The 21,453-nt window shown below is 72.9% G+C and carries 20 protein-coding genes; 9 read left to right on the top strand and 11 right to left on the bottom strand.

The genetic code is table 11. From position 1 onward, the window contains the following. Positions 1-189: 189 nt before the first annotated feature. The 4 genes from EAO73_RS19165 to EAO73_RS19150 all read right to left on the bottom strand — a co-directional run bounded on the left by EAO73_RS19165 (position 190) and on the right by EAO73_RS19150 (position 5,288). Positions 190-1,410: an MFS transporter gene (locus EAO73_RS19165; protein WP_147972751.1), complete on the bottom strand. Its 1,221-nt coding sequence runs from the start codon at positions 1,408-1,410 to the stop codon at positions 190-192. 227 nt (positions 1,411-1,637) lie between these two features. Beyond that, positions 1,638-2,666, bottom strand: a complete 1,029-nt coding sequence (locus tag EAO73_RS19160; RefSeq protein ID WP_147972750.1) for an endonuclease/exonuclease/phosphatase family protein — start codon at positions 2,664-2,666, stop codon at positions 1,638-1,640. Between the two features lie 190 nt (positions 2,667-2,856). Then, positions 2,857-3,561, bottom strand: a complete 705-nt coding sequence (locus EAO73_RS19155; protein WP_147972749.1) for a TetR/AcrR family transcriptional regulator — start codon at positions 3,559-3,561, stop codon at positions 2,857-2,859. Positions 3,562-3,683: 122 nt separating this feature from the next. Next, positions 3,684-5,288 (bottom strand): DHA2 family efflux MFS transporter permease subunit, encoded by a 1,605-nt coding sequence (locus tag EAO73_RS19150; RefSeq protein ID WP_147972748.1) that lies wholly within the window; start codon positions 5,286-5,288, stop codon positions 3,684-3,686. Positions 5,289-5,456: 168 nt separating this feature from the next. On the opposite strand from EAO73_RS19150, the gene panB reads away from it, so the two are divergent. The 3 genes from panB (at position 5,457) to EAO73_RS19135 (ending at position 8,381) form a co-directional block, all read left to right on the top strand. Further along, on the top strand, positions 5,457-6,341 hold the full coding sequence (gene panB / locus EAO73_RS19145; RefSeq protein WP_147972747.1) for a 3-methyl-2-oxobutanoate hydroxymethyltransferase: 885 nt from the start codon (positions 5,457-5,459) through the stop codon (positions 6,339-6,341). Between the two features lie 166 nt (positions 6,342-6,507). Next, complete coding sequence (locus EAO73_RS19140; RefSeq protein ID WP_093709079.1) at positions 6,508-7,527, top strand: ATP-binding cassette domain-containing protein; 1,020 nt, start codon at positions 6,508-6,510, stop codon at positions 7,525-7,527. Beyond that, positions 7,524-8,381 carry an ABC transporter permease gene (locus EAO73_RS19135; protein ID WP_073863338.1) on the top strand — a complete coding sequence of 286 codons (858 nt, stop codon included), beginning with the start codon at positions 7,524-7,526 and terminating at the stop codon, positions 8,379-8,381. Before EAO73_RS19140 ends, EAO73_RS19135 begins: the two co-directional genes overlap by 4 nt. A gap of 2 nt (positions 8,382-8,383) precedes the next feature. Here EAO73_RS19135 and EAO73_RS19130 read toward each other — a convergent pair whose 3' ends face one another. Together EAO73_RS19130 and EAO73_RS19125 are read right to left on the bottom strand one after the other, a co-directional pair. Further along, the gene (locus EAO73_RS19130) at positions 8,384-11,722 is read right to left on the bottom strand and encodes a BTAD domain-containing putative transcriptional regulator (protein WP_147972746.1); all 3,339 of its coding nucleotides are present in this window, start codon (positions 11,720-11,722) and stop codon (positions 8,384-8,386) included. Positions 11,723-11,903: 181 nt separating this feature from the next. Beyond that, entirely contained in the window at positions 11,904-12,293 is a 390-nt protein-coding gene (locus EAO73_RS19125) for a signal peptidase I (RefSeq protein ID WP_147972745.1), read from the bottom strand. 74 nt (positions 12,294-12,367) lie between these two features. On the opposite strand from EAO73_RS19125, the gene EAO73_RS19120 reads away from it, so the two are divergent. Both EAO73_RS19120 and EAO73_RS19115 read left to right on the top strand, forming a co-directional pair. Continuing rightward, positions 12,368-13,156 carry a site-2 protease family protein gene (locus EAO73_RS19120; protein ID WP_147972744.1) on the top strand — a complete coding sequence of 263 codons (789 nt, stop codon included), beginning with the start codon at positions 12,368-12,370 and terminating at the stop codon, positions 13,154-13,156. A 61-nt stretch (positions 13,157-13,217) separates the two neighbouring features. After that, positions 13,218-13,802, top strand: coding sequence for a GNAT family N-acetyltransferase (locus EAO73_RS19115; protein WP_147972743.1), 585 nt, complete (start codon positions 13,218-13,220; stop codon positions 13,800-13,802). 15 nt (positions 13,803-13,817) lie between these two features. Here EAO73_RS19115 and EAO73_RS36025 read toward each other — a convergent pair whose 3' ends face one another. Beyond that, the gene (locus EAO73_RS36025) at positions 13,818-13,994 is read right to left on the bottom strand and encodes a hypothetical protein (protein WP_191134138.1); all 177 of its coding nucleotides are present in this window, start codon (positions 13,992-13,994) and stop codon (positions 13,818-13,820) included. Positions 13,995-14,072: 78 nt separating this feature from the next. Further along, positions 14,073-14,783 (bottom strand): NADPH-dependent F420 reductase, encoded by a 711-nt coding sequence (gene npdG, locus EAO73_RS19110; RefSeq protein WP_147972742.1) that lies wholly within the window; start codon positions 14,781-14,783, stop codon positions 14,073-14,075. Positions 14,784-14,940: 157 nt separating this feature from the next. Between npdG and EAO73_RS19105 the strand changes: the two genes are divergently transcribed. Next, the gene (locus EAO73_RS19105; RefSeq protein WP_147972741.1) at positions 14,941-15,546 is read left to right on the top strand and encodes a hypothetical protein; all 606 of its coding nucleotides are present in this window, start codon (positions 14,941-14,943) and stop codon (positions 15,544-15,546) included. A 79-nt stretch (positions 15,547-15,625) separates the two neighbouring features. Then, positions 15,626-16,936: an MFS transporter gene (locus tag EAO73_RS19100; RefSeq protein WP_147972740.1), complete on the top strand. Its 1,311-nt coding sequence runs from the start codon at positions 15,626-15,628 to the stop codon at positions 16,934-16,936. Between the two features lie 35 nt (positions 16,937-16,971). On the opposite strand, the gene EAO73_RS19095 is transcribed toward EAO73_RS19100, so the two are convergent. After that, on the bottom strand, positions 16,972-17,208 hold the full coding sequence (locus EAO73_RS19095; protein ID WP_191134188.1) for a hypothetical protein: 237 nt from the start codon (positions 17,206-17,208) through the stop codon (positions 16,972-16,974). A gap of 58 nt (positions 17,209-17,266) precedes the next feature. On the opposite strand from EAO73_RS19095, the gene map reads away from it, so the two are divergent. Continuing rightward, positions 17,267-18,124: a type I methionyl aminopeptidase gene (gene map, locus EAO73_RS19090; RefSeq protein WP_147972738.1), complete on the top strand. Its 858-nt coding sequence runs from the start codon at positions 17,267-17,269 to the stop codon at positions 18,122-18,124. A 218-nt stretch (positions 18,125-18,342) separates the two neighbouring features. Continuing rightward, positions 18,343-19,005, top strand: a complete 663-nt coding sequence (locus EAO73_RS19085; RefSeq protein ID WP_147972737.1) for a heme oxygenase (biliverdin-producing) — start codon at positions 18,343-18,345, stop codon at positions 19,003-19,005. A 6-nt stretch (positions 19,006-19,011) separates the two neighbouring features. Here EAO73_RS19085 and EAO73_RS19080 read toward each other — a convergent pair whose 3' ends face one another. After that, positions 19,012-19,734 carry a PhzF family phenazine biosynthesis protein gene (locus EAO73_RS19080; protein ID WP_147972736.1) on the bottom strand — a complete coding sequence of 241 codons (723 nt, stop codon included), beginning with the start codon at positions 19,732-19,734 and terminating at the stop codon, positions 19,012-19,014. 83 nt (positions 19,735-19,817) lie between these two features. Next, complete coding sequence (locus tag EAO73_RS19075) at positions 19,818-21,383, bottom strand: HtaA domain-containing protein (protein ID WP_147973531.1); 1,566 nt, start codon at positions 21,381-21,383, stop codon at positions 19,818-19,820. Positions 21,384-21,453 lie beyond the last annotated feature (70 nt).

Raw genomic sequence — 21,453 nt, 5'->3', positions numbered from 1 at the left:
GCCCGTCCGGGGCCGGGGGGTTGTCCTCAAGCGCCGGACGGGCTGCGTTGTCCGTCAGCTGCAGCCCGATCCGGCCGGGGGGTTGTCCTCAAGCGCCGGACGGGCTGCGTTGTCCGTCAGCTGCAGCCCGATCCGGCCGAGGTCTTGTCCTCAAGCGCCGGACGGGCTGGAGACCGCCGCGCTCGACGGTCAGGTGCGGTCCGTTGTGGCCGACGTCTTGTCCTCAAACGCCGGACGGGCTGATTTCGCCACCACCTTCGACGTGCCGGGCTCCCGGTCCAGCGTGCCCGCCGTGACCGCGATGGCCAGGCCCGCCACCGCCAGGGCCGCGCCGACGACGGCCGGGGACGTCCAGCCCCAGCCCGCCGCGATGGCCGTGCCGCCGAGCCACGCGCCGCCCGCGTTGGCCAGGTTGAACGCGGAGTGGTTGGAGGCGGAGGCCAGGGTCGGGGCGTCCTTCGCCTTGTTCATCACGAGCATCTGGAGCGGCGTGGTCGTCATGAAGCCCACCGCGCCCAGCAGCACCACCATCACCAGCGCCGCCCACTTCACGTGCGCGGCCAGTGGGAAGACGGCCAGGACGACGGCGAGGGCGCCCAGGGACCCGTACAGCGTCGGGCGCAGGGCTCGGTCCGTGAGCGGGCCCGCGGCGAGCGCGCCCAGGGTCATGCCGATACCGAAGAGCGCCAGGACCGGGGTCACCGCGGACTCGCCGAAGCCCATGGCCTTCGTGGTCATCGCCGAGAGGTAGGAGTAGACGGCGAACACGCCGGCGAAGCCGAAGACGGCGGTGAGCAGGCCGAGCAGGACCTGCCGGTTGCGCATCGCGCGGACCTCGTGGCGGACGTCCTGGCGGGCCTCGACGGGGATCTGCGGGACGAGGCGGGCGAGGGCCGCCATCGCGCAGACCCCGATGGCCGCGACGACCAGGAAGGTGGCGCGCCAGCCGAGGTGCTGGCCGAGCAGGGTGGCCGCCGGTACGCCGACGATGTTGGCGACGGTCAGGCCGAGGAACATCGTGGCGACGGCCCGTGCCCGGCGCCCCTCGGGCACCAGGCGGGAGGCGACGACGGCCCCGACGCCGAAGAACGCGCCGTGCGGCAGACCGGCCAGCAGGCGGCCCGCGAGCAGCCAGCCGAAGCCGGGGGCGAGCGCGGAGGCGAGGTTGCCGACGGTGAACAGGGCCATCAGCAGCAGGAGCATCCGCTTGCGCGGGACGCGGGAGCCGAGGGCGGTGAGCAACGGAGCGCCGAGGACCACCCCGATCGCGTACGCCGACACCAGGTAGCCGGCGGTGGGGACGGAGGTGCCGAGGTCGTCCGCGACGTTGGGCAGCAGGCCCATCATGACGAACTCGGTGGTGCCGATGCCGAAGGCGCTCACGGCCAGCGCGAGCAGGGCCAGGGGCATGAGGAGAGACCTTTCCGCTTCAGGGCCCCCGGCCGCGGCCCGGCGGGCCCGGTCGGGGCCCGCGGGTGCGGAGGGGCGGGAGGGCACGTGGTCGTACGCACGCCCGCGCGATCCGCCGGGTGGGCGGTGCGCAGGGCGGCGGACCGGCTTCGTCGCCGGCGACCTTGTTCCCGTACGAAACAAAGTCTCTCAGAGGATGGATGCGCTCCGGTAAACGGCTCGTTGCGTCACAGTGCGACGCGGGCGGCGATCGGGAGGTGGTCGCTGCCGGTGGCGGGGAGCGTCCAGGACGACATCGGTTCGACGCCCTTGACCATGATCTGGTCGATGCGGGCCATCGGGAACTTCGCGGGCCAGCTGAATCCGAAGCCGTCGCCGGCGGCGCCCTGGGTGGAGCGCATCTGGGCGGTGACCCCGTTGAGCGCGCGGTCGTTCATCGTCCCGTTGAGGTCGCCGAGCAGGGCGATCCGGGCGAGCGGTTCGTGGGAGATGGCCTTGCCGAGGGCGTCGGCGCTCTGGTCGCGCTGGTTGGCGGTGAAGCCGGCGTGCATCTTGACGCGTACGGACGGCAGGTGCGCCACGTAGACCGCGAGGGGGCCCTTCGGTGTCGCGACGGTGGTGCGCATGGCGCGGACCCAGCCCATCTTGAGGTCCACCGGCCGGGTGTCGCTCAGCGGGTACTTGCTCCACACGCCGACGGTGCCCTGGACGGAGTGGTAGCGGAAGCGGCCGGCGAGCGCCTTCTCGTACGCGGCCACCTTGCCGGCGGGCAGCTCCTGGAGGGCGACGACGTCCGCTCCGGAGCCCGCGACCTGGTCGGCGGTGGCGGCGGGGTCCGGGTTGTCGGCGTTGACGTTGTGGGTGGCGACCGTGAGATCGCCGCCGCTGCCCGACTTGTCAGTGAACAGGCCGCCGAACATGTTGAGCCAGACCACCACCGGCAGCAGCAGCGCCACCAGGGCGGTCCCCGAGCGGCGCACCAGACCCAGGACGAGCAGCACCGGGACGAGCAGTCCGAACCAGGGCAGGAACGTCTCGGTGAGGCTGCCCAGGTTGCCGACGGTGTTCGGGATCTGGGCGTGGAAGGCCATCACGAGGGTCAGCAGGACGGACCAGCAGGCCAGGAGGATGCCGCGCCGCCAGGTGCCCGGGTCCCTCAGGAGCCGGGTGAATCTGTCGCGCAGGTCCCGGAAGCGGGAGCCGGAGCGCTGCGGCCCCACGCCGTTCCCGGTGTCCGCCCTGTACGCCTGCACCATCGCGCTGTCCTCACTGCCTTGCCGTACACATCGCCGCGCCCCCGACCCTAGGGGATGCGCGATGCCTTTCATGCCGCCCGGGGCGGCCGTACTGCCACGAGGACGTGGCGGGCGGCTCCGGCAGTTCCGGTGGCACGGGGAAACGTGGGGGTCTGTGACGGAACGCGCATACTCGCGCGCGCCCGGCGCGTCAGCCGCGGCCTGCGGCTCGGCACTCCGGGGCGGCGGCCGCCCGCCGGGGCGCGAGGCCCTCGATCACCAGCGTGATGATGCGGTCGGCGAGATCGTCGGGCAGCGGCGCGTCGGGCCGGTGGATGGTGCGTACGAGCATGGGGCCGAGGAACAGGTCGTCCATCAGCTCCACGTCCGTGTCGTCGCGCAGCTCGCCCGCCTCGACGGCGCGGCGGACGGCGGCGACCATGGCGAGCCGGCGGGGGGCTATCACCGTGCACTGGTACTCGTGCCAGAGCTTGGGATGGCTCTTCATCTGCGCGAACACGTTGTGCAGCAGGACCGAGGAGCGCTGGGCGAGCCCGCGGGTGCGCATCGACTCCAGCAGGACGCGCAGGTCGCGCAGGCCGCCGGTGCCGGAGACCTCCGGTTCCGGGGGCTCGATGGCGCGCAGCACGTCGACGAAGAGCTCCTCCTTGCCGGCCCAGCGCCGGTAGATGGTGGCCTTGCCGACGCCGGCGGTGCGGGCGATGCGCTCGATGGAGAGGGCGGCGAGGGGTTCACCGGCCTCCAGCAGCTCCACGACGGCGTCCAGGATCGCCGCCTCGGCGGCGGCGCTGCGCGGCCGTCCCCGGCGCGGCTCGGAGTCGTCACCGGGTTCCGGGGCGCCCGCTCCGGGGCCGGGAACCTCGCCGGAGCGCTCGTCCGGTGCCTGATCCTGCACGTGAAACCACCTTTCGCCGCCTCCGATTCTCGCCGACGCGGAAGAAGGCCGGCCCCACGGGCGAACCGGGCCGCGCGGGGCGGCCCGGTCCACCCGGAAGATTCAGCCTTACGGGGTCGGTGTCATCGGCCGGCGCCCGCCTTCGCGGGGCTCTCCTCACCGCGTACGGGCTGCTGCCCGGCCGGTTCGCGGCCCGGCAGCCACAGGGCGACGACGAGCGTGCCGATCAGGGCGACGGCGGCCGAGCCGAGGGCCGTGACGTGCATGGCGCTCATGAACGCGTCGTGGGCGGCGCCGACCAGCGGGGCGCCCTTGGGGCCCAGCTTCTCGGCGACGGCGAGGGTGGCCTCGATGGACTCCCCCGCCGCGTCCCGGGCCCCGGCGGGCAGCGCGCCGAGGTGGTCCTCGATGTCACTGCGGTAGACGGTGGACAGCACCGAGCCGAGCACGGCGATCCCGAGTGCGCCGCCGACCTGGCGGAACGTGTTGTTGACGGCCGAGCCCGAGCCCGCCTTCTCGCGCGGCAGGGCCTGCATCACGGCGACGGTGACCGGCGGCATGACGTGGGCCATGCCGGTGCCCTGGACGAAGAAGACGACGCACATCAGCCAGACGGGCGTATCGGCGTCGAAGAGCGCGAACGCGGCCAGGCCGACAGCGACGGCCAGCATGCCCGCCGTGCAGACGGCACGGGCGCCGAAGCGGGCGACGACGATCCGGGCGCGGGGCGCGAAGAGCATCTGCGCCACGGCCAGCGGCAGGATCAGCAGCCCGGACTGCAGGGCGCTGTAGCCGCGCACGCTCTGCATGTAGAAGGCGGAGAAGAACGTGACGCCCATCAGCGCGAAGAAGATCAGCGCGATCGCGGCGACGGCGGCGGAGAACGCGGGCTTCCTGAAGTACGAGATGTCGATCGCCGGGCTGGCGCTGCGCTTCTCGTGGAGGACGAAGACCACCAGGACGGCGAGGCCGCCGATGACCGGCAGCAGGACCGAGACGTCGGTGAAGTCGGCGAGCTCGCCGCCCCGGATGATGCCGTACACCAGCAGCACCAGACCGATGATGGAGAGCACCACGCCGACCGGGTCGAGCCGGCCAGGCTTCGGATCCTTCGAGTCCGGCACCAGCCACACCATGGCGGCCAGGGCGATGATCACGACGGGCACGTTGACCAGGAAGATCGAGCCCCACCAGAAGTGTTCGAGGAGCAGGCCGCCGGTGATGGGGCCGATGGCGATGCCGAGGCCGACGCTGCCGGCCCAGATGCCGATGGCCTTGGGCTGCTCGTCGCGCTCGAAGACGTTCATCAGGACGGCCAGGGTGGCCGGCATGACGAAGGCGGCACCGAAGCCCATCAGGGCGCGCCAGGTGATCAGCTCGCCGGGCGAACCGGACAGGGCGGCGAGGGCGGAACCGATGCCGAAGAGGGTGATACCGAAGAGCAGGATCTTCTTGCGGCCCAGGCGGTCGCCCAGCAGGCCGGCGGTGAAGAGCAGGCCGGCGAAGACGAGCGTGTAGGAGTTGATCGCCCACTCCAGCTCGCTCTGGGTGGCGCCGATGCCGGTGGGCGAGGGAGAGGCGATCGTCTTGACGGCGACGTTCAGGATCGAGTTGTCCAGCACCACGATGAGCAGGCTGAACATCAGGACCACGAGAATCGCCCAGCGGCGGCGGTGGACCGCCTCCGGTATCTGGGACACGGCGGGAGCGCCGGACGGTGTGGACATGAGGAGTAGCCTAACGGCATTCCGATACGAGACCGTCTCGTATTGTAAAGTCTTTACCGATGACCCGGCCGCCCGGCCCACTTCCCGCGACCGGCTCCGGGATGCCACCATGGAAGCGATCCGGGGACGCCGTCAGGGCGCCTCGAGATGACGAAGGAGCCACCTGCCATGTCGCTTCAGGCTGCGCAGAACCAGTCCGCCACCCCCGCGGGAACCCCCTCCGACAGCAGCAAGGCGCTGTACGGGGGCAAGAGCAACCGCCGGGTCACCGTCCACGACATCGCCGCCGCCACCGCGCGCGGCGAGAAGTGGCCCATGCTCACCGCCTACGACGCGATGACCGCGTCCGTCTTCGACGAGGCCGGCATCCCGGTCATGCTCGTCGGCGACTCCATGGGCAACTGTCACCTCGGCTACGAGACCACCGTGCCCGTCACGATGGACGAGATCGCCATGCTGTCCGCCGCCGTCGTCCGGGGCACCAAGCGCGCCCTGATCGTGGCGGACCTGCCCTTCGGGGCGTACCAGGAGAGCCCGGTCCAGGCCCTGCGCAACGCGACCCGGCTCATCAAGGAGTCCGGTGTCGGCGCCGTCAAGCTGGAGGGCGGCGAGCGCAGCCACGAGCAGATCAGGCTGCTGGTGGAGGCCGGCATCCCGGTCATGGCCCACATCGGCCTGACCCCGCAGTCCGTCAACGCGATGGGCTACCGGGTCCAGGGCCGCGGCGAGGAGGCCGCCCAGCAGATGCTGCGCGACGCCAAGGCCGTGCAGGACGCGGGCGCGTTCGCCGTCGTCCTGGAACTCGTACCGGCCGAACTGGCCGCCGAGGTCACCCGCACCCTGCACATCCCGACCATCGGGATCGGCGCCGGTCCGGACACCGACGCGCAGGTGCTGGTCTACACCGACATGGTCGGACTGACCGGCGGCAAGGTGCCGCGCTTCACCAAGCAGTACGCCGACCTGCGGCAGATCCTCGGCGACGCCGCGAAGGCGTACGCCGACGAGGTCGTCGGCGGCACCTTCCCGGCTCCGGAGCACACCTTCCACTGAGGCCGCGCCGGGCCACTGGGGCTCGCGCCCCGATGACCACCACCGGCACGAACGACAGCCCGCCGACTCCCCCATCGGCGGGCTGTCGGCCGTTGCCGGGCGGCTGTAGGCAGGCTGTCGGCCCGCTGTAGGCGGACTGTCGGTGGCGGCTGGTCTAGTAGTCGGCATGACGCGAATCGACAAGAACCCCCGGAACGGCGGGACCGGCGGCAACGCCGTAGAGGTGCGGGGACTGGTCAAGCACTACGGCGAGACCAAGGCCCTGGACGGCGTGGACCTCGATGTGCGCGAGGGCACCGTCCTCGGCGTGCTCGGCCCCAACGGCGCCGGCAAGACCACCCTCGTACGCTGCCTCTCCACGCTGATCACGCCCGACGCCGGGACCGCGGTCGTCGCCGGCTTCGACGTGGTGAAGCAGCCCCGCGCGCTGCGCCGCACCATCGGCCTGACCGGCCAGTACGCCTCGGTCGACGAGAAGCTCTCCGGCTGGGAGAACCTCTACATGATCGGGCGCCTGCTCGACCTGCCCCGCAAGAAGGCGCGGGCGCGGGCCGACGAGCTGCTGGAGCGCTTCTCGCTCACGGACGCGGCGAAGAAGGCCGCGATGGAGTACTCCGGCGGGATGCGCCGCCGGCTCGACCTGGCCGCCTCCATGATCGGCAGCCCGGCCGTCCTCTACCTCGACGAGCCGACGACGGGGCTCGACCCCCGTACCCGCAACGAGGTCTGGGACGAGGTGCAGCGCATGGTCGCGGAGGGGGCGACCGTGCTCCTCACCACCCAGTACATGGAAGAGGCCGAACAGCTGGCCAACGAGCTGACCGTCATCGACAAGGGCCGGATCATCGCCCGCGGCGGTGTGAACGAACTGAAGGCCAAGGTCGGCGGCCGGACCCTGCAGATCCGCCCCTCGGACCCGGCCGAGCTGGCCCCGATGGCACAGGCGCTGCGGGAGACCGGACTCGACGGTGTCGCGGGCGCGCAGGCGGTCCCGGACGAGGGCCTGCTCTACGTACCGATCCTCAGCGACGAGCAGCTCACCGCCGTCATCGGTCTGCTCGGCACCCGGGGCTTCTCGCTGGCGCACGTCGCCACCGCGCTGCCCAGCCTGGACGAGGTGTTCCTCGCCATCACCGGCGACAAGGCCACCGTCACCGACACGATTCCCGAGGAGGTCGCGGCATGAGCACGACGACTCTGACGCCCACCCCCACCGACACACCCGTCTCCGCGCCGGCCGCCAAGCTCCACGACGAGGGCGGCATCGGCCTGCGGAACAACCTGCGCCACATCGGGGCCCTGGTCCGGCGCAACCTGCTCCAGATCAAGAAGGATCCGGAGTCGATGTTCGACGCGCTGCTGATGCCCGTCATCTTCGTGCTGCTGTTCGTGTACGTCTTCGGCGGCTCGGTCGGCGGCAGCATGGGCGGCGGCCGGCAGGAGTACCTGAACTACCTGATCCCGGGTCTGATGGCGATGATGGGCATGAACATCGCCATGGCCGTCGGCAGCGGTGTCAACGACGACTTCCGCAAGGGGGTCATGGACCGCTTCCGTACGATGCCGATCGCGCGCTCCTCGGTGCTCGTCGCCAAGATCGTGGTCGAGCTGGGCCGGATGATGGTCGCCACGCTCATCCTGCTGGGCATGGGCTTCGCCCTCGGCATGGAGCTCCACGGGTCCGTGCTCGGACTGATCGCGGCGATCGGCCTGTCGGCCGCGTTCGGCGCCGCCATCATGTGGATCTTCATCCTGCTCGGCCTGGCCATGAAGACGTCCCAGGCGGTTCAGGGAATGGGGATGCTGGTCATGATGCCGCTCCAGTTCGGCTCCTCGATCTTCGCCCCGCCCACGACGATGCCGGGCTGGCTCCAGACGTTCACCGACTACAACCCGCTGTCGAACCTGGCGGACGCCGCGCGCGGTCTCATGATGGGCACCTCGCTCGGTCACTCGGTCTGGCTGACGCTCGGCTGGGCCGTGGTCATCACCGCGGCCGTGGCACCGCTCGCGGTCTCCAAGTTCCGCAAGAAGTCCTGACGTTACGAGCCGGGTTCCGATTCCGCGTCCACGAGGGCGGCGGCCTCCTCCAGGGAGAGGCCGCCGCCCTCGGCGTACGCGGCCTCGTAGGCGGCGTCGCCCAGCCGGACGCGCACCAGCTCCTCGGCGCGGGCGAAGTTCTCGCGCTCCATCGCGTTCATGAAGTGGCCCTCCGGCAGATGGGCCCGGCCGGACCCCAGCAGCAGCGCCGCGGTGCGGGACCTCTCCTCCCCGCCGAGGCCGGCCAGCGCCCAGGCCAGGATGACCAGATTGATCACCGCCATCTGCGGCGCGACCATCTGCGTCAGCGGGTCCTGCATCGACTCCAGCGCCCGCCGGCTCCGCTCCAGCCCCCGGGCATACGCGCCGTCCTGGTTGTCCAGCCAGGCCAGGCCGCCGAGGACGAAGCCCTCGAAGACCGCCATGGTCTCCGACTTGAACTCCTCGTGCAGCAGGGTGAACTGCTCGCGCGCCTCGTCGGTGCGCCCGTCCCGGCCCAGCCACATCGCCATGAACAGCCGCGCCGCGGGCCGCGCCTCGTGCCCGGTCTGGCGCTCGTCGCCCAGCACCTCGCGCATGATCGCCTCGCCCTCGGCGCCCCGGCCCAGCTCGGTGAGCACGGAGGCGTAGCGGATGCGCAGGACGGAGACCTGGGCGAGGGCGCCCAGCTTCTCGGCCGAGCGGATCGCGGCCTGGAAGTCCTCGGCCGCCTGCGCGTAGGCGCCCTGCTTCTCGTTGGCCTCGCCGCGCGAGGAGAGCGCCTCGGCCATGCCCCAGTCGTCGCCGAGCCGGCGGAAGATCGCCAGGCTCTCGTCGGCGTCCGTATGCGCCTCGCCGGCCCAGTCGGGGCGGTTGGCCAGCACGTTGGCCCGCATCTGGAGGGCGGCGGCCAGCTCCCACTCGTAGCCGAACTCCCGGGCCCCGCGCACCGTTTCGTCCAGCAGGTGCCGCAGGTCGGAGACGCCGCCGGTCAGCATCACGGCGTAGAACCAGAGCGAGGCGGGGCTGCGGCAGGTCTGCGGCTGGCCGGCCCGGTAGGTCGCGACGATCGCCCGCAGCCGGGCCATGCTGGCCTCGTTCGTCCACTCGTCCATCGCGTGGTCCATGTTGACCAGCTGGACGAGACCGACCTGCCGCCGCGCCTCCTCCAGCAGCTCCTGCCGCATGGGCGGGGGCGCGTCGGTGCAGCGCTCGTGGAGCGAGGGCGCGGGCCGTACGGGCGGGGCGAACGGGTCGGGGCCGAGAGCCGCCGCCGCGTCCGCCCAGTGCAGGGCGTCGCCGCGCAGGTTGCGGATCTGCCAGTACCAGGAGAGCGACAGCACCATGCACAGCGCCTCCTGCTCGTCGGGCGCGGCGACGGCGTGGCGCAGGGCGGTGCGCAGGTTCTCGTACTCGCGCTGGAGGAGCCGGACGGCGGCGAGCTGTCCGGAGCCGCGCAGCAGCGGGTCGGTCGTACGGGCCAGCTCGCGGAAGAACACCAGGTGCCGGCGTTCGACGGCGTCCCGCTCCCCCGACTCCTCCAGCCGCTCCGCCGCGTACTCGCCGACGGTCTCCAGGAGCCGGTAGCGCATCTGGCCGTCGTCGGCGGGCGCGGCCACGACGAGGGACTTGTCGACGAGGGAGCCCAGGAGGCGGGCGGCGTCGACCGCCCCGCCGGACCCGTCGGCGCAGACGGCCTCGGCGGCCTCCAGGGTGCAGCCGCCGGCGAAGACGGAGAGCCTGCGCAGGGTGACGCGCTCGTCGTCGTCCAGCAGCTCCCAGGACCAGTCGACGACGGCCCGCAGGGTCTGCTGGCGCGGCAGCACGGTCCGGCTGCCGCTGGTCAGCAGGCGGAAGCGGTCGTCGAGCCGGTCCGCGATCTGCTGCGGGGTGAGCATCCGCAGCCGGGCCGCGGCGAGTTCGATGGCGAGCGGCAGCCCGTCCAGGCGGCGGCAGATCTCGGCGCTGGCCACCGCCGTCGCCCCGTCCGCGTCGACCCGGAAGCCGGGCCGGGCGGCGGCGCCGCGCTCGGCCAGCAGGCGCAGCGCGGTCGGGTCCGGCAGCGGGTCGACCGGGCGGACCGCCTCGCCCGGCACACCGAGGGGTTCCCGGCTGGTCGCGAGGACGGTGAGGCCGGGGCAGCGGGCCAGCAAGTGGTCGGCGAGGGCGGCGGCGGCCTCGATGACGTGCTCGCAGTTGTCCAGCAGGAGCAGCATGCGGCGGCGGGAGCAGTACTCGGTGAGCCGGGCCAGCGACTCACCGGCGGCGCGCTCGTCGCCGGAGGCCCGCTCGGCGGCCCGGAGCTCCCCGGAGCCCGCCCCGCTCAGCACCGTCTCCCGGGCGCCCAGCGCGGCGAGCACCGCCTCCGGCACGGCCTCGGGGTCGTCGACCGGCGCCAGTTCGGCCAGCCAGACCCCGTCCGGCCAGGTGCCGGGGTCGACGGTGTCCGCGACCTCCTGCGAGAGCCGGGTCTTGCCCGCGCCGCCGGGCCCGAGCAGGGTGACGAGCCGTCCCCGGGAGAGGTCGTCGCGCAGCGCTGCCATCTCGGGCTCCCGCCCGACGAAGCTGGTGAGACGGGCGCGGAGGTTGCCCATAGGGGCGGGGGCGGGTGCGGAGGGCTTCACGGGGGCCGGGGGCGCGGGCTCCTGCCGCAGCAGCTCCCCGTACAGGGTGGTCAGCTCGGCGCCCGGGTCGGTGCCGAGGCGGTCGGCGAGCAGGGTGCGCACCTCGTCGTACGCGGCCAGGGCCTGGGCGGTGCGCCCAGCGTCGCGCAGGGCGCGCAGGCGCAGCGCCTGGAGGGGTTCGTCGAGGGGGTGCTCGCCGCAGAGCGCGGTCAGTTCCGGCAGCGCCTCGGTGGCCCGGCCGAGCCGGAGCGCGGCGGCGAGCCGGTCCCGGCGGGCGTCGAGCCGGCGGGCCGTCCAGCGCGCGGCGGCGGCGTGCCGGTCGGGGAGGTCGGCGAGCGCGGGGCCCCGCCAGAGCGCGAGCGCGTCGTCGAGGACGCCCATCGCGCGGGCCGGGTCGCCCTCCGCGAGGACCCTGGCCCCCTCGCCGGCCAGCCGCTCGAAGCGGAACAGGTCGACGGCCTCCGGTTCGGCGGCCAGCCGGTAGCCGCTCTCCGCCGAGGCGACGGCCTCGTGCCCGATGGCCCGGCGCAGCCGTCCGACCAGGGCTTGGAGTGCGGCGGGCGCGTCGGCGGGCGGTTCGCCGTCCCACACCTCGTCGACGAGCACGCCCACCGGGACCGTCCGCCCGGGGCGCAGCGCGAGCACGGTGAGCAGGGCGCGCAGCCGCGCCCCGCCGACGGAGAGGACCGTGCCGTCGTCGCGGAGTGCCTGGGTGGTGCCGAGGATGCCGTAGCGCACGCGCCCATTCTCCGTGACCCCCACCGGTGTGCGCACAGCCGCCCCGCCCCTGCTCGTCATGGGCCCACCCTTTCCGGTCCCGGGGCGGGAAGCGAACCGTTTCCGCCGTGTCGTACGCGGCGGGGGTGCGGCACGCCCGCGTCACCGGGCGCGGACGGCGGGCGCGCCGTACGCGCCCCGGTCACTCCCCCGCGTCCGCGTCGCCCTTCGGCTCGACCGCGTAACCCGGCACGGACGGCCAGCGGACGGTGAGCACCACGGACTCCTCCTCGGCGATCCAGGAGTGGTCGACGCCGACGCCCCACACCACGTAGTCGCCCTGCTCCTCCAGCAGCACGCTGCGCCCCGGCAGCTCCACCCGGAACCGCCCGCTGATGAGCACGAGCAGCGCGGTCCGGCTCTCCCCGCGCACCCACTGCGCCCGCTCGTCGCCCACCGGGTGGACGCCCCACTTGATCTCGACGTCCTCGCTGTGCCGGGGATCGCCCGCGTCCTTGAAGTGCCCGAGGATCCAGCCCCGGTCGAGTGCGGCGTCCTTGCCGGCGTTGCCCACGTACACGTTGTCGTTCACGTGGGGCGACGCTAGCAGGGGCGAAATGCGGGGAGAGCGGGGTGGGCCGTCTGCACGCCGCCTACGCTCGGGGCATGGCAAGCGCAGCGCAGCAGCGGATCAGTCCGGTCTTTCTCGGGATCGCCGCCGTGACGGCCGTGGCCGGGTGGGCGGTGTGGACGGACTTCGCGGCGCAGCCCGGTTTCGCGACGTTCCTGTTCGTCACCGGGGCGTGGGTGGTGTCGCTGTGTCTGCACGAGTACGCGCACGCCAGGACCGCGTTGCACAGCGGGGACATCTCGATCGGCGCCAAGGGGTATCTGACGCTGAATCCGCTGAAGTACACGCACGCGCTGCTGAGCATCGTGCTGCCGGTGCTGTTCGTGATCATGGGCGGGATCGGGCTGCCCGGTGGGGCGGTGTTCATCGAGCGGGGCCGGATCCGCGGCCGGTGGCGGCACAGCCTGATCTCGGCGGCCGGGCCACTGACCAATGTGCTGTTCGCGCTCGTGTGCACGGCGCCGTTCTGGCTGGACGCGCTGGACGGGGTACCCGCCGCCTTCCGCAACGCGCTGGCCTTCCTGGCGCTGCTCCAGGTGACGGCCGCCCTCCTGAACTTCCTGCCGGTGCCGGGCCTCGACGGCTACGGGGTGATCGAGCCCTGGCTGTCGCACTCGGCGCGGCGCGCGGTCGAGCCGTTCGCACCCTTCGGCCTGATCGCGGTCTTCGCCCTGCTGTGGGTTCCCGAACTGAACCGGGCCTTCTTCGACGCGGTGTACGCGCTGCTGCGCGGCCTGGGCGTGGACGGCTTCCGGACGGACTGCGGCCTTGACGCGTACCGGTTCTGGCAGGGGGCCAACCCGGTGTGCGAGATGGGCGGCTGAGGCGGCCGGGCGGCACCCGGCGGTCTTGACGCGGGTCGCCACAGGCGGGTGACCATGAACCATGACCCGTGACGTGTCGACACCTCCCACCCTCGCCCCCGGCTCGCTCGGCGGTTCGCGCCAGCCGGTGATCCGCGCCGCCGGCGGACTCGTGCTCCGGCCCTGGGAACGCGCCGACGCGCCGGTGTTCCTCGCCGCCTACGAGGACCCGGAGATCCGGCACTGGCACACGCGCCGGCCCTCGACCGAGGAGCAGGTCCGCGAGTGGTTCGACACCTACGCGCGGGACTGGCAGCGGGAGAGCGGCGGTCACTGGGCCGTCACCGGTGACGACGGTGAGGTGCGCGGGCGGATCGCGCTGCGCGACATGGAGTTCGGCGACGGGATCGCCGAGGCCGCCTACTGGGTGCTGCCCGCCGCGCGGGGCGCCGGCGTGGCCTCCGGCGCGCTCGCGGCGCTGAGTGCCTGGGCCCTGGAGGAGGCCGGCTTCTGGCGCATCGAACTGGACCACTCGACGCGGAACCACGCCTCGTGCGCGGTCGCGACGAAGTGCGGGTTCGCCCCCGAGGGCGTCAAGCGGGGCGCGGGGCTGCACGACGACGGACGCCATGACATGCACCTGCACGCCCTGGTCCGGGACCGGTGAGACCGGCGCGCCGGGCTACTGCGCGGACTCCGCGCGGCGGCGGCGCAGGTAGTACCAGGCCATGTTCGAGGAGAGGCCGACCAGCAGGACCCACACGATGCCGATGAGCACGCTGCCCTGCACGAAGGACGTCACGGCCGCGGCGAGGGCCAGGACGCAGACGACGAGGGCGTAGAGAGCGAGGCGGGGCATGGGGGTGGCTCCTGTCGGAGGGTGCAGCACGGTCCCCTCCAGTGTCCCCCATGCCCCCGGCCGTTCCCGGGAGGGTCCTCACACGTCCGTGGTACGCAGTCCGGCGTGGGCCTTGTAGCGGCGGTTGACCGAGATCAGGTTGGCGACCAGCGACTCGACCTGGTGGGCGTTGCGCAGCCGGCCAGCGAAGATGCCGCGCATACCGGCGATGCGGCCGGCCAGCGCCTGGACGATGTCCGTGTCGGCGCGGGCCTCGCCCAGCACCAGGACGTCGGTGTCGATCTCCTCGATCGTCTCGTCCTGGAGCAGCACCGCCGACAGGTGGTGGAAGGCGGCGGTGACGCGGGAGTCCGGCAGCAGGGCGGCGGCCTGCTCGGCGGCGCTGCCCTCCTCCGGCTTCAGCGCGTAGGCGCCCTTCTTGTCGAAGCCGAGCGGGTTGACGCAGTCGACGACGATCTTCCCGGCCAGCTCCTCGCGCAGCGACTCCAGCGTCTTGGCGTGGCCGTCCCACGGCACCGCGACGATCACCACGTCGCTCTCCCGCGCGCAGGTCGCGTTGTCCGCGCCGCGTACGCCGTTGCCCAGTTCCCCGGCCGCCGCCTCCGCGCGGTCGGCGGCGCGGGAGCCGATGATCACCTGCTGGCCGGCGCGGGCGAAGCGGTACGCGAGACCGCGCCCCTGCGGCCCGGTCCCGCCGAGCACGCCGACGGTCAGGCCGGACACGTCCGGCAGGTCCCAGGGGTCCTTGGCGGGGGGCTTGGGCGCGCTGCCGCTGTCATTCGTAGTCATGGCCCCGACACTACTGCGAGGTACGGCGCCGCAGCCCGCGCTCCCCGGCCGGTGGGACGTACGTCGCACGGCTCCCTGCCCCCGCCGCCACCCGTACGGATGGCTGTCCGGCCTTTCGCCGGTGGCGGGGCCCGTGCATGGTGCAGGATGCCGGGCCATGGATGCCGTACGTGTGGCGCTGCTGCGTGAAGTGCTCGCCAGGACCCAGTGGCCCGCCGCCGCCCGGCAGTTCGCCGGCGCGCTCCGCTCCTCCGTGGTCCCGCACGGCGGCGGGCTGCTGCTGGTGGGGACCGAGGTGTACGAGCCCTGGCACCTGGCCGCCCACCTGGTCGACGAGTCCACCTGGTCGGGGCTGCCCGAACTCCGCCCCACTCTGGTACGCCACCGGGTGGAACCCGGCGACCCGGCCCACCTCGCGGTCGGCCTCGGCCGGATCGAGGCGGCCGGGCGGGGCGAGACGCTGCTCGTGGTGACGCCGGAGCGCCCCGGCGAGGGTCTGCTGGAGCGGGTCCACGACGCCCGCCGGGCCGGGGCGACGATCCTCTCGCTGGACAACGGCGACCCCCAGGTCCGCGGGCTCGCCCATGAGGCGCTGTCCGTGACGGACGAGGACGACGTGGACCTGGACACCGTCCAGCACCTGATCAGCGCCGCCGCCGGGGAGAACGGCGCGCCCGTGCCGCGCGGCGGCCGCCGCACCTTCCGCGACCGGCTGTCCCGGCTGGCCGACCAGCTGACCGCGCCTCCGCCGCCGCGCTGGTAGCGGGGCGGCTCCGGGCGTGCGGGGCCGCCCCCGTAATCCGTTTGCATCCCGCACGTATCACGACAGACCATGTCTCCTCGTGACCTCTCGCACCTCCCTCGCCGCCAGGCTGGCCGCGCTCCTCCCCGACCTCTCGCCCTGGCGGTCATCGGCCGACTTCCGGCTGCTGTGGGTGCAGGGGATCGTCACCTACTTCGGCAGCTTCATGGCGCTGATCGCGCTGCCGCTCCAGATCAAGGACCTCACCGGCTCACCGCTCGCCGTCGGCGCGATGGGCGCGGTGGAGCTGGTGCCGCTGGTCATATGCGGCCTGTACGGGGGTGCGCTCGCCGACGCCGCGGACCGCCGGAAGATCATCCTGCTCACGGAGGCCGGGCTCGGGCTGCTCGCGGTGGTCCTCCTGGTGAACGCGGCACTGCCCGACCCGATGCTGTGGCCGCTCTACCTGGTGGCGGGCGGCGTCTCCGCGCTCGCCGGGCTCCAGCGGCCCGCGCTGGACTCGCTGATGGCCCGGATCGTGCCGCACGACCAGCTGCCGGCCGCCGCCGCGCTGAACTCGCTGCGCTGGCAGGCCGGGGCGATCATGGGCCCGTCGCTGGCCGGCCTGGTGGTCGCCTACGCCGGACACGCCACCGCCTACGCGATCACCGTCGCCACCTTCGCCGTATCGGTGCTGATGTGCCGCAGGCTCGCCCCCGCGCCGCCCGCCGAGAAGGGGCAGAAGCCGTCGCTGCGCGGCATCGTGGAGGGGGCCAGGTACGCCTGGAGCAGGCCCGTGCTGCTGGGCACGTACGCGATCGACATGGCCGCGATGTTCTTCGCGTTCCCCAACACGATCTTCCCGTTCCTCGCGGACGAGCTGGACGCCGACTGGTCGCTGGGCCTGATGTACGCGGCGGGCTCGGCCGGCTCCCTCGTCCTCGGCCTGACCAGCGGCTGGACCTCACGGGTCCGCAGGCACGGGCTGTTCGTCGTGTGCGGTGCCGCCGTCTGGGGGCTCTCGATCGCGGCGGCCGGCTGGTTCGGCAACGTGTGGCTGGTGCTGGTCTGCCTCGCCTTCGCCGGGGCGGGCGACATGCTCAGCGGGCTCGGCCGGTCGACCATCTGGAACCAGACGATCCCGGAGGAGCTGCGCGGCCGCCTCGCGGGCATCGAGGTGCTCTCGTACAGCGTCGGGCCGCAGCTCGGCCAGGTCCGGGCCGGCGGCATGGCCGGATGGACCGGGACCCGGCCCGCGATCTGGACCGGCGGCGTGGCGTGCGTCGCCTCGGTGGCGCTGCTGGCGGCGGCGCTCCCGAAGCTCCTCACGTACGACTCGGCGACGGACGAGGACGCGCTGCGCCGGCGCGCCCGGCACGCGGAGGGACCGGCCGTGGAGCCGGCGGCCTGAGGCCGGGGCCCGCCGGCCCCGGCCCCGCGGCCCCGTCAGCCGGCCGCGCCGTCCTCGTCCTGCCCCTTGCGGTCGTGCCACTTGGGGTCGGTGTCCCACTCCAGGTTCCGCTCCTGGGCGGTCTCCATCGCGTGCTGCGCCTCCTGCCGGGAGGCGTACGGGCCGAAGCGGTCCTTCGCCGGGCACTCGGGGCCTTCCTCGACCTTCTTGTGCTCCAGGCAGTAGAACCACTCGCCCGGCTTGCCGACCGTGCGCTTCTTGAACAGGGCCATCATCGGTTCCTTTCCTCTGTGCCATGGTGCCCCGGACACGCTGGTTAGACTCGCTGGCATGTCTGGCCAGTCGCTGCTCGTACCAGGGGAGATCACTCCCGTCCGTTCCGTTCCCGGAAACATCCGGCGCCCCGAGTATGTGGGCAAGCCGGCTCCGACGCCGTACACCGGGCCGGAGGTGCAGGACGCCGAGACCGTGGAGCGGATGCGCGTCGCGGGACGGATCGCCGCGCAGGCGATGGCCGAGGCCGCCAAGCACATCGCCCCTGGCGTCACGACGGACGAACTCGACCGCGTCGCCCATGAGTTCATGTGCGACCACGGGGCCTACCCGTCGACGCTGGGCTACCGCGGCTTCCCCAAGTCGCTGTGCACCTCGCTCAACGAGGTGATCTGCCACGGCATCCCGGACTCCACCGTGCTGCGCGACGGCGACATCGTGAACCTCGACGTGACCGCGTACCTCGACGGGGTGCACGGTGACAACAACGCGACCTACCTCTGCGGCGACGTCGACGAGGAGTCGCGGCTGCTCGTCGAGCGCACCGAGGAATCGCTGCGGCGCGCGATCAAGGCCGTGAAGCCGGGCCGGCAGATCAACGTCATCGGGCGGGTCATCGAGTCGTACGCGAAGCGCTTCGGGTACGGCGTGGTCCGGGACTTCACCGGGCACGGGATCAACACCTCGTTCCACTCCGGGCTCATCGTGCCGCACTACGACAGCCCGCACGCCACCACCGTGATGCAGCCCGGCATGACGTTCACCATCGAGCCGATGCTGACGCTCGGCAGCCACGACTACGACATGTGGGACGACGGCTGGACCGTGGTGACGAAGGACCGCAAGCGCACCGCGCAGTTCGAGCACACGCTCGTGGTGACGGAGACCGGCGCGGACATCCTGACCCTGCCATAACGCCTCCGCCTCCCCCGCTTCCGAAACGGCCGCCCCTCCGGGCGGCCGTTCTGTTCGCTACCGACAGTTCCCGACAAGCCGTCGGCAAAGAGTTGACTTAGGTATGCCTAAGTAGGAGGATCACCGTATCGGCCCGCGCCACCGGCGGACACCTGTGGCGGGTCGATATTTCCGTCTCTTCCCGGACTTCCCGTCCCCCTCGGCCCCGGAGGCCCGCCTTGGACGCAACCGTCACCGCCACGCCCTTCTCGACGCTGATCCGTACCGCGTCCCACGAGCAGCACACCGAGGCGGAGACCTCGACCTTCATGGGGGATCTGCTCGGCGGGCGCCTCGGGGTGGACGCGTACACGCGCTACACCGAGCAGCTGTGGTTCGTGTACCGGGCGCTGGAGGAGGGCGCCCAGGCGCTGGCCGCCGACCCGGTCGCCGGGCCGTTCATACAGCCCGAGCTGATGCGCACCGCCGAGCTGGAGCGCGACCTCGCCCATCTGCGGGGCGAGGGCTGGCGCGAGGGTCTGGAGCCGCTGCCGGCCACCGCCGCGTACGCCGAACGGGTCGCCGAGTGCGCCCGCACCTGGCCCGCCGGGTACATCGCGCACCACTACACGCGGTACCTGGGCGATCTGTCGGGCGGGCAGATCATCCGGGACAAGGCGGAGAAGACCTGGGGCTTCGCCCGCAAGGGCGACGGGGTGCGGTTCTACGTCTTCGAGGAGATCTCCAACCCCGCCTCCTTCAAGCGCGGTTACCGCGAGCTGCTGGACGCGGTGAACGCGGACGACCTGGAGAAGCAGCGGATCGTGGACGAGTGCAAGCGCGCCTTCGCGCTGAACACCGCCGTGTTCCGGGAGCTGGGCGAGGAGTTCCGCGCCGCCTGACCCGCGTCACCCGTGGTGGGCCAGGACCACCCTGCCGCCGATCTCCACCGTGCCGTCCGGCGCGGGCGCCGTGAGGATCTGGGAGCCGCGGCCCTGTGTGATGTTGAGCGCGCGCCCGAGGTGCGCGCTCAGCAACAGGGCCGCGGCTCCCGTCGCTTCGTCCTCCGCGATGCCCCCGGTGCAAGCACCGGCTCCACCGGAGCGGCTGACGCCGCGCTCATCGAACCTGCGCGGAAAGGCCCGCGCCCTGACGCGCCCCGCCGCCTCCTCCTCCCACGCCCAGGCGTAGAGCCAGCCCGCGCCGGGCGGCGGGGCCGGGAGCGCGTCGACCTCGGCGGCCGAGGCGTACTGCTGGAGGGTGCGCGGCGGCGCCCACTCGGGGCGGGCGGTGATCCAGCTGAACTCGCCGTCCTGGCGGGCGAACACGTCGCCCACCTCCAGCTCCAGGATCTCCAGGTCGAGCAGCCAGGCGGCGCCGACCACGGGATGCCCGGCGAACGGCAGCCGGAGCCCCGGGGTGTAGATGTCGAGCTGCCCGCGCTCCGGGTCGTCGACGAACACGGTCTCGCTGAAGCCGAGTTTCCCGGCGAGTTCCTGCCGGTCCGCGCGGTCGGGAAGGCGGCGCCCGTCGCGTACGACCCCGAGGGCGTTGCCGTGCCGGCCGTCCGGGCCGCAGAACACGCGCAGGACGTCGGTGCCGGCGGGTACGTCGTAGTCGTAGTCGCTCACGCCCGCATTCAAGCACCCGCCCGGGTCCCCGCCCTGCGAGAGGGCGGGGACCCGGGCGGTGGTGCCGTCCGGTGTGCGGGGCGTCAGGCGGTACGGCGGCGGCGGGCCACGACGACCGCTCCGGCGCCGGCCGCCACGATCAGGCCGGACGCGGCGAGCAGCGGGCCCGTGGGCACGTCGGAACCGGTAGAGGCCAGGGCGCCCGAGCCGCCGACCGTGCCGCCGCCTCCGACGGTGCCGCCCCCGCCGGTGGAGCCCGAACCGCCCGCGGCGCCCCCGCCGGTGGTCGAGCCGCCGGTCGTGGAGGAGCCGCCGGTGGTGGAACCGGTCGGGAGGGTGGCGTTCTTGTCGAGGGAGACCGCGACGGTCAGCGCGTCGAGCTTCTCGCCCGCCTGGTACATCCCGCCGAAGGCCTTGGCGGAGCCGTCGGCGGTCAGGGTCGCCGGGACGCCGGACAGGGTGACGACACCGTCCTTGGCGGCGAGCTTGCCGGCGGGCAGCTTCAGGTCGGCGATGGCCAGGCCGGTGTAGGTGGACACCTTCTTGGTCGCGCGGTCCTTGGAGGAGACGTCGGCCAGGAGCTTGCCCGTGGTGCCGGACGTGCGCACCGTCAGGTGGGAGAACGAGAGGTCGAGGGTGTAGGCGCCGTCCTCCTTGTGGCCGAGGAAGCGGACCTTGCCGCCAAAGGTGGCCTTCAGGGTCTGCCCGGCGGCGTCGAAGGTGCCGGTGGCGTCGGGGAAGCGGTAGCCGGACGCGGTGGGCTTGGCTCCGCCGGTCGTCTCGACCTTGCCCTGGGCGATGGAGCCCGTGACGTACGAGCGGAAGGACTCCCGGACGCCCCAGTCCAGGGTGCCGTCGACGACCGGGCCGGACTCGGGGGCCGGCTTGTCGGTGGCGGAGGCCGTGGGGCTGGGCTTGGCGGTCGGCTTGGTGGTCGGCTTCTCGGTGGGCTTCTCCGTGGGCTTCTCCGTGGGCTTTTCGGTCGGCTTCTCCGTCGGCTTCTCGGTGGGCTTCTCGGTCGGGGCCGCGGCCGCCGTGACGGTGAGCGTGGCCGGGTCCAGCACCTCGCCCTCCTTGTACTGCCCGTTGAACGCCTCGGAGCCCGCCTTGGTCAGCTTGGCCGGGATGTCCTTGAAGACCATCGCGCCGCCCGCGCCCTGGCCCGGCCGCACCGCCGAGAGATCCAGGTCCGCGACGGCGACATCGTTCTGGGTGCCCTGCGGGGTGGCCACGTCGGCGGTGATGGCGCCGCCCGTGCCGGCGGTGGAGACCTTGACGTCGGAGAGCGTGATGTCCAGGACGCCGCCGTGCGCGTTGAAGTTGACGCCGCCGTCGAAGGCGGTGTCGGTGGCGTGGGTACCGGTGTCGTAGGTGCCCTTGCCGTTGACGAACGTGAAGACGCCGTTGTTCTCGGCCTGCTTCGCGCCGTCCTTGACGGTGATCTTGCCGGCGCCGCCGATGTACCGGCGGAAGGACTCCTTGAAGCCCCAGTCCAGCGTGCCGTCCTTGAGCTCGATCGTCGGCGCGGCAGCGGTGGCGTTCGGCGCGGTGCGGTCGGCGGCGAGTGCCGGGAGGGCGAGTGCGGCGCCGAGGGTGGCAGCGGTGGCGACGGCTGCGGCGAGGGTTATGGGGCGGCGGGTGGCTGCCATGGTCTTCAAGGACATCCCGGCCAAGCTGACCAAGGCGGGCTCCGAGGCGTTCAACGGGCAGTACAAGGAG

It is taken from the genome of Streptomyces sp. col6 (genome assembly GCF_008042035.1).
In the GTDB taxonomy this organism is placed as follows: Bacteria; Actinomycetota; Actinomycetes; order Streptomycetales; family Streptomycetaceae; genus Streptomyces.
This window is presented reverse-complemented; position numbering and strand designations above follow the sequence as displayed.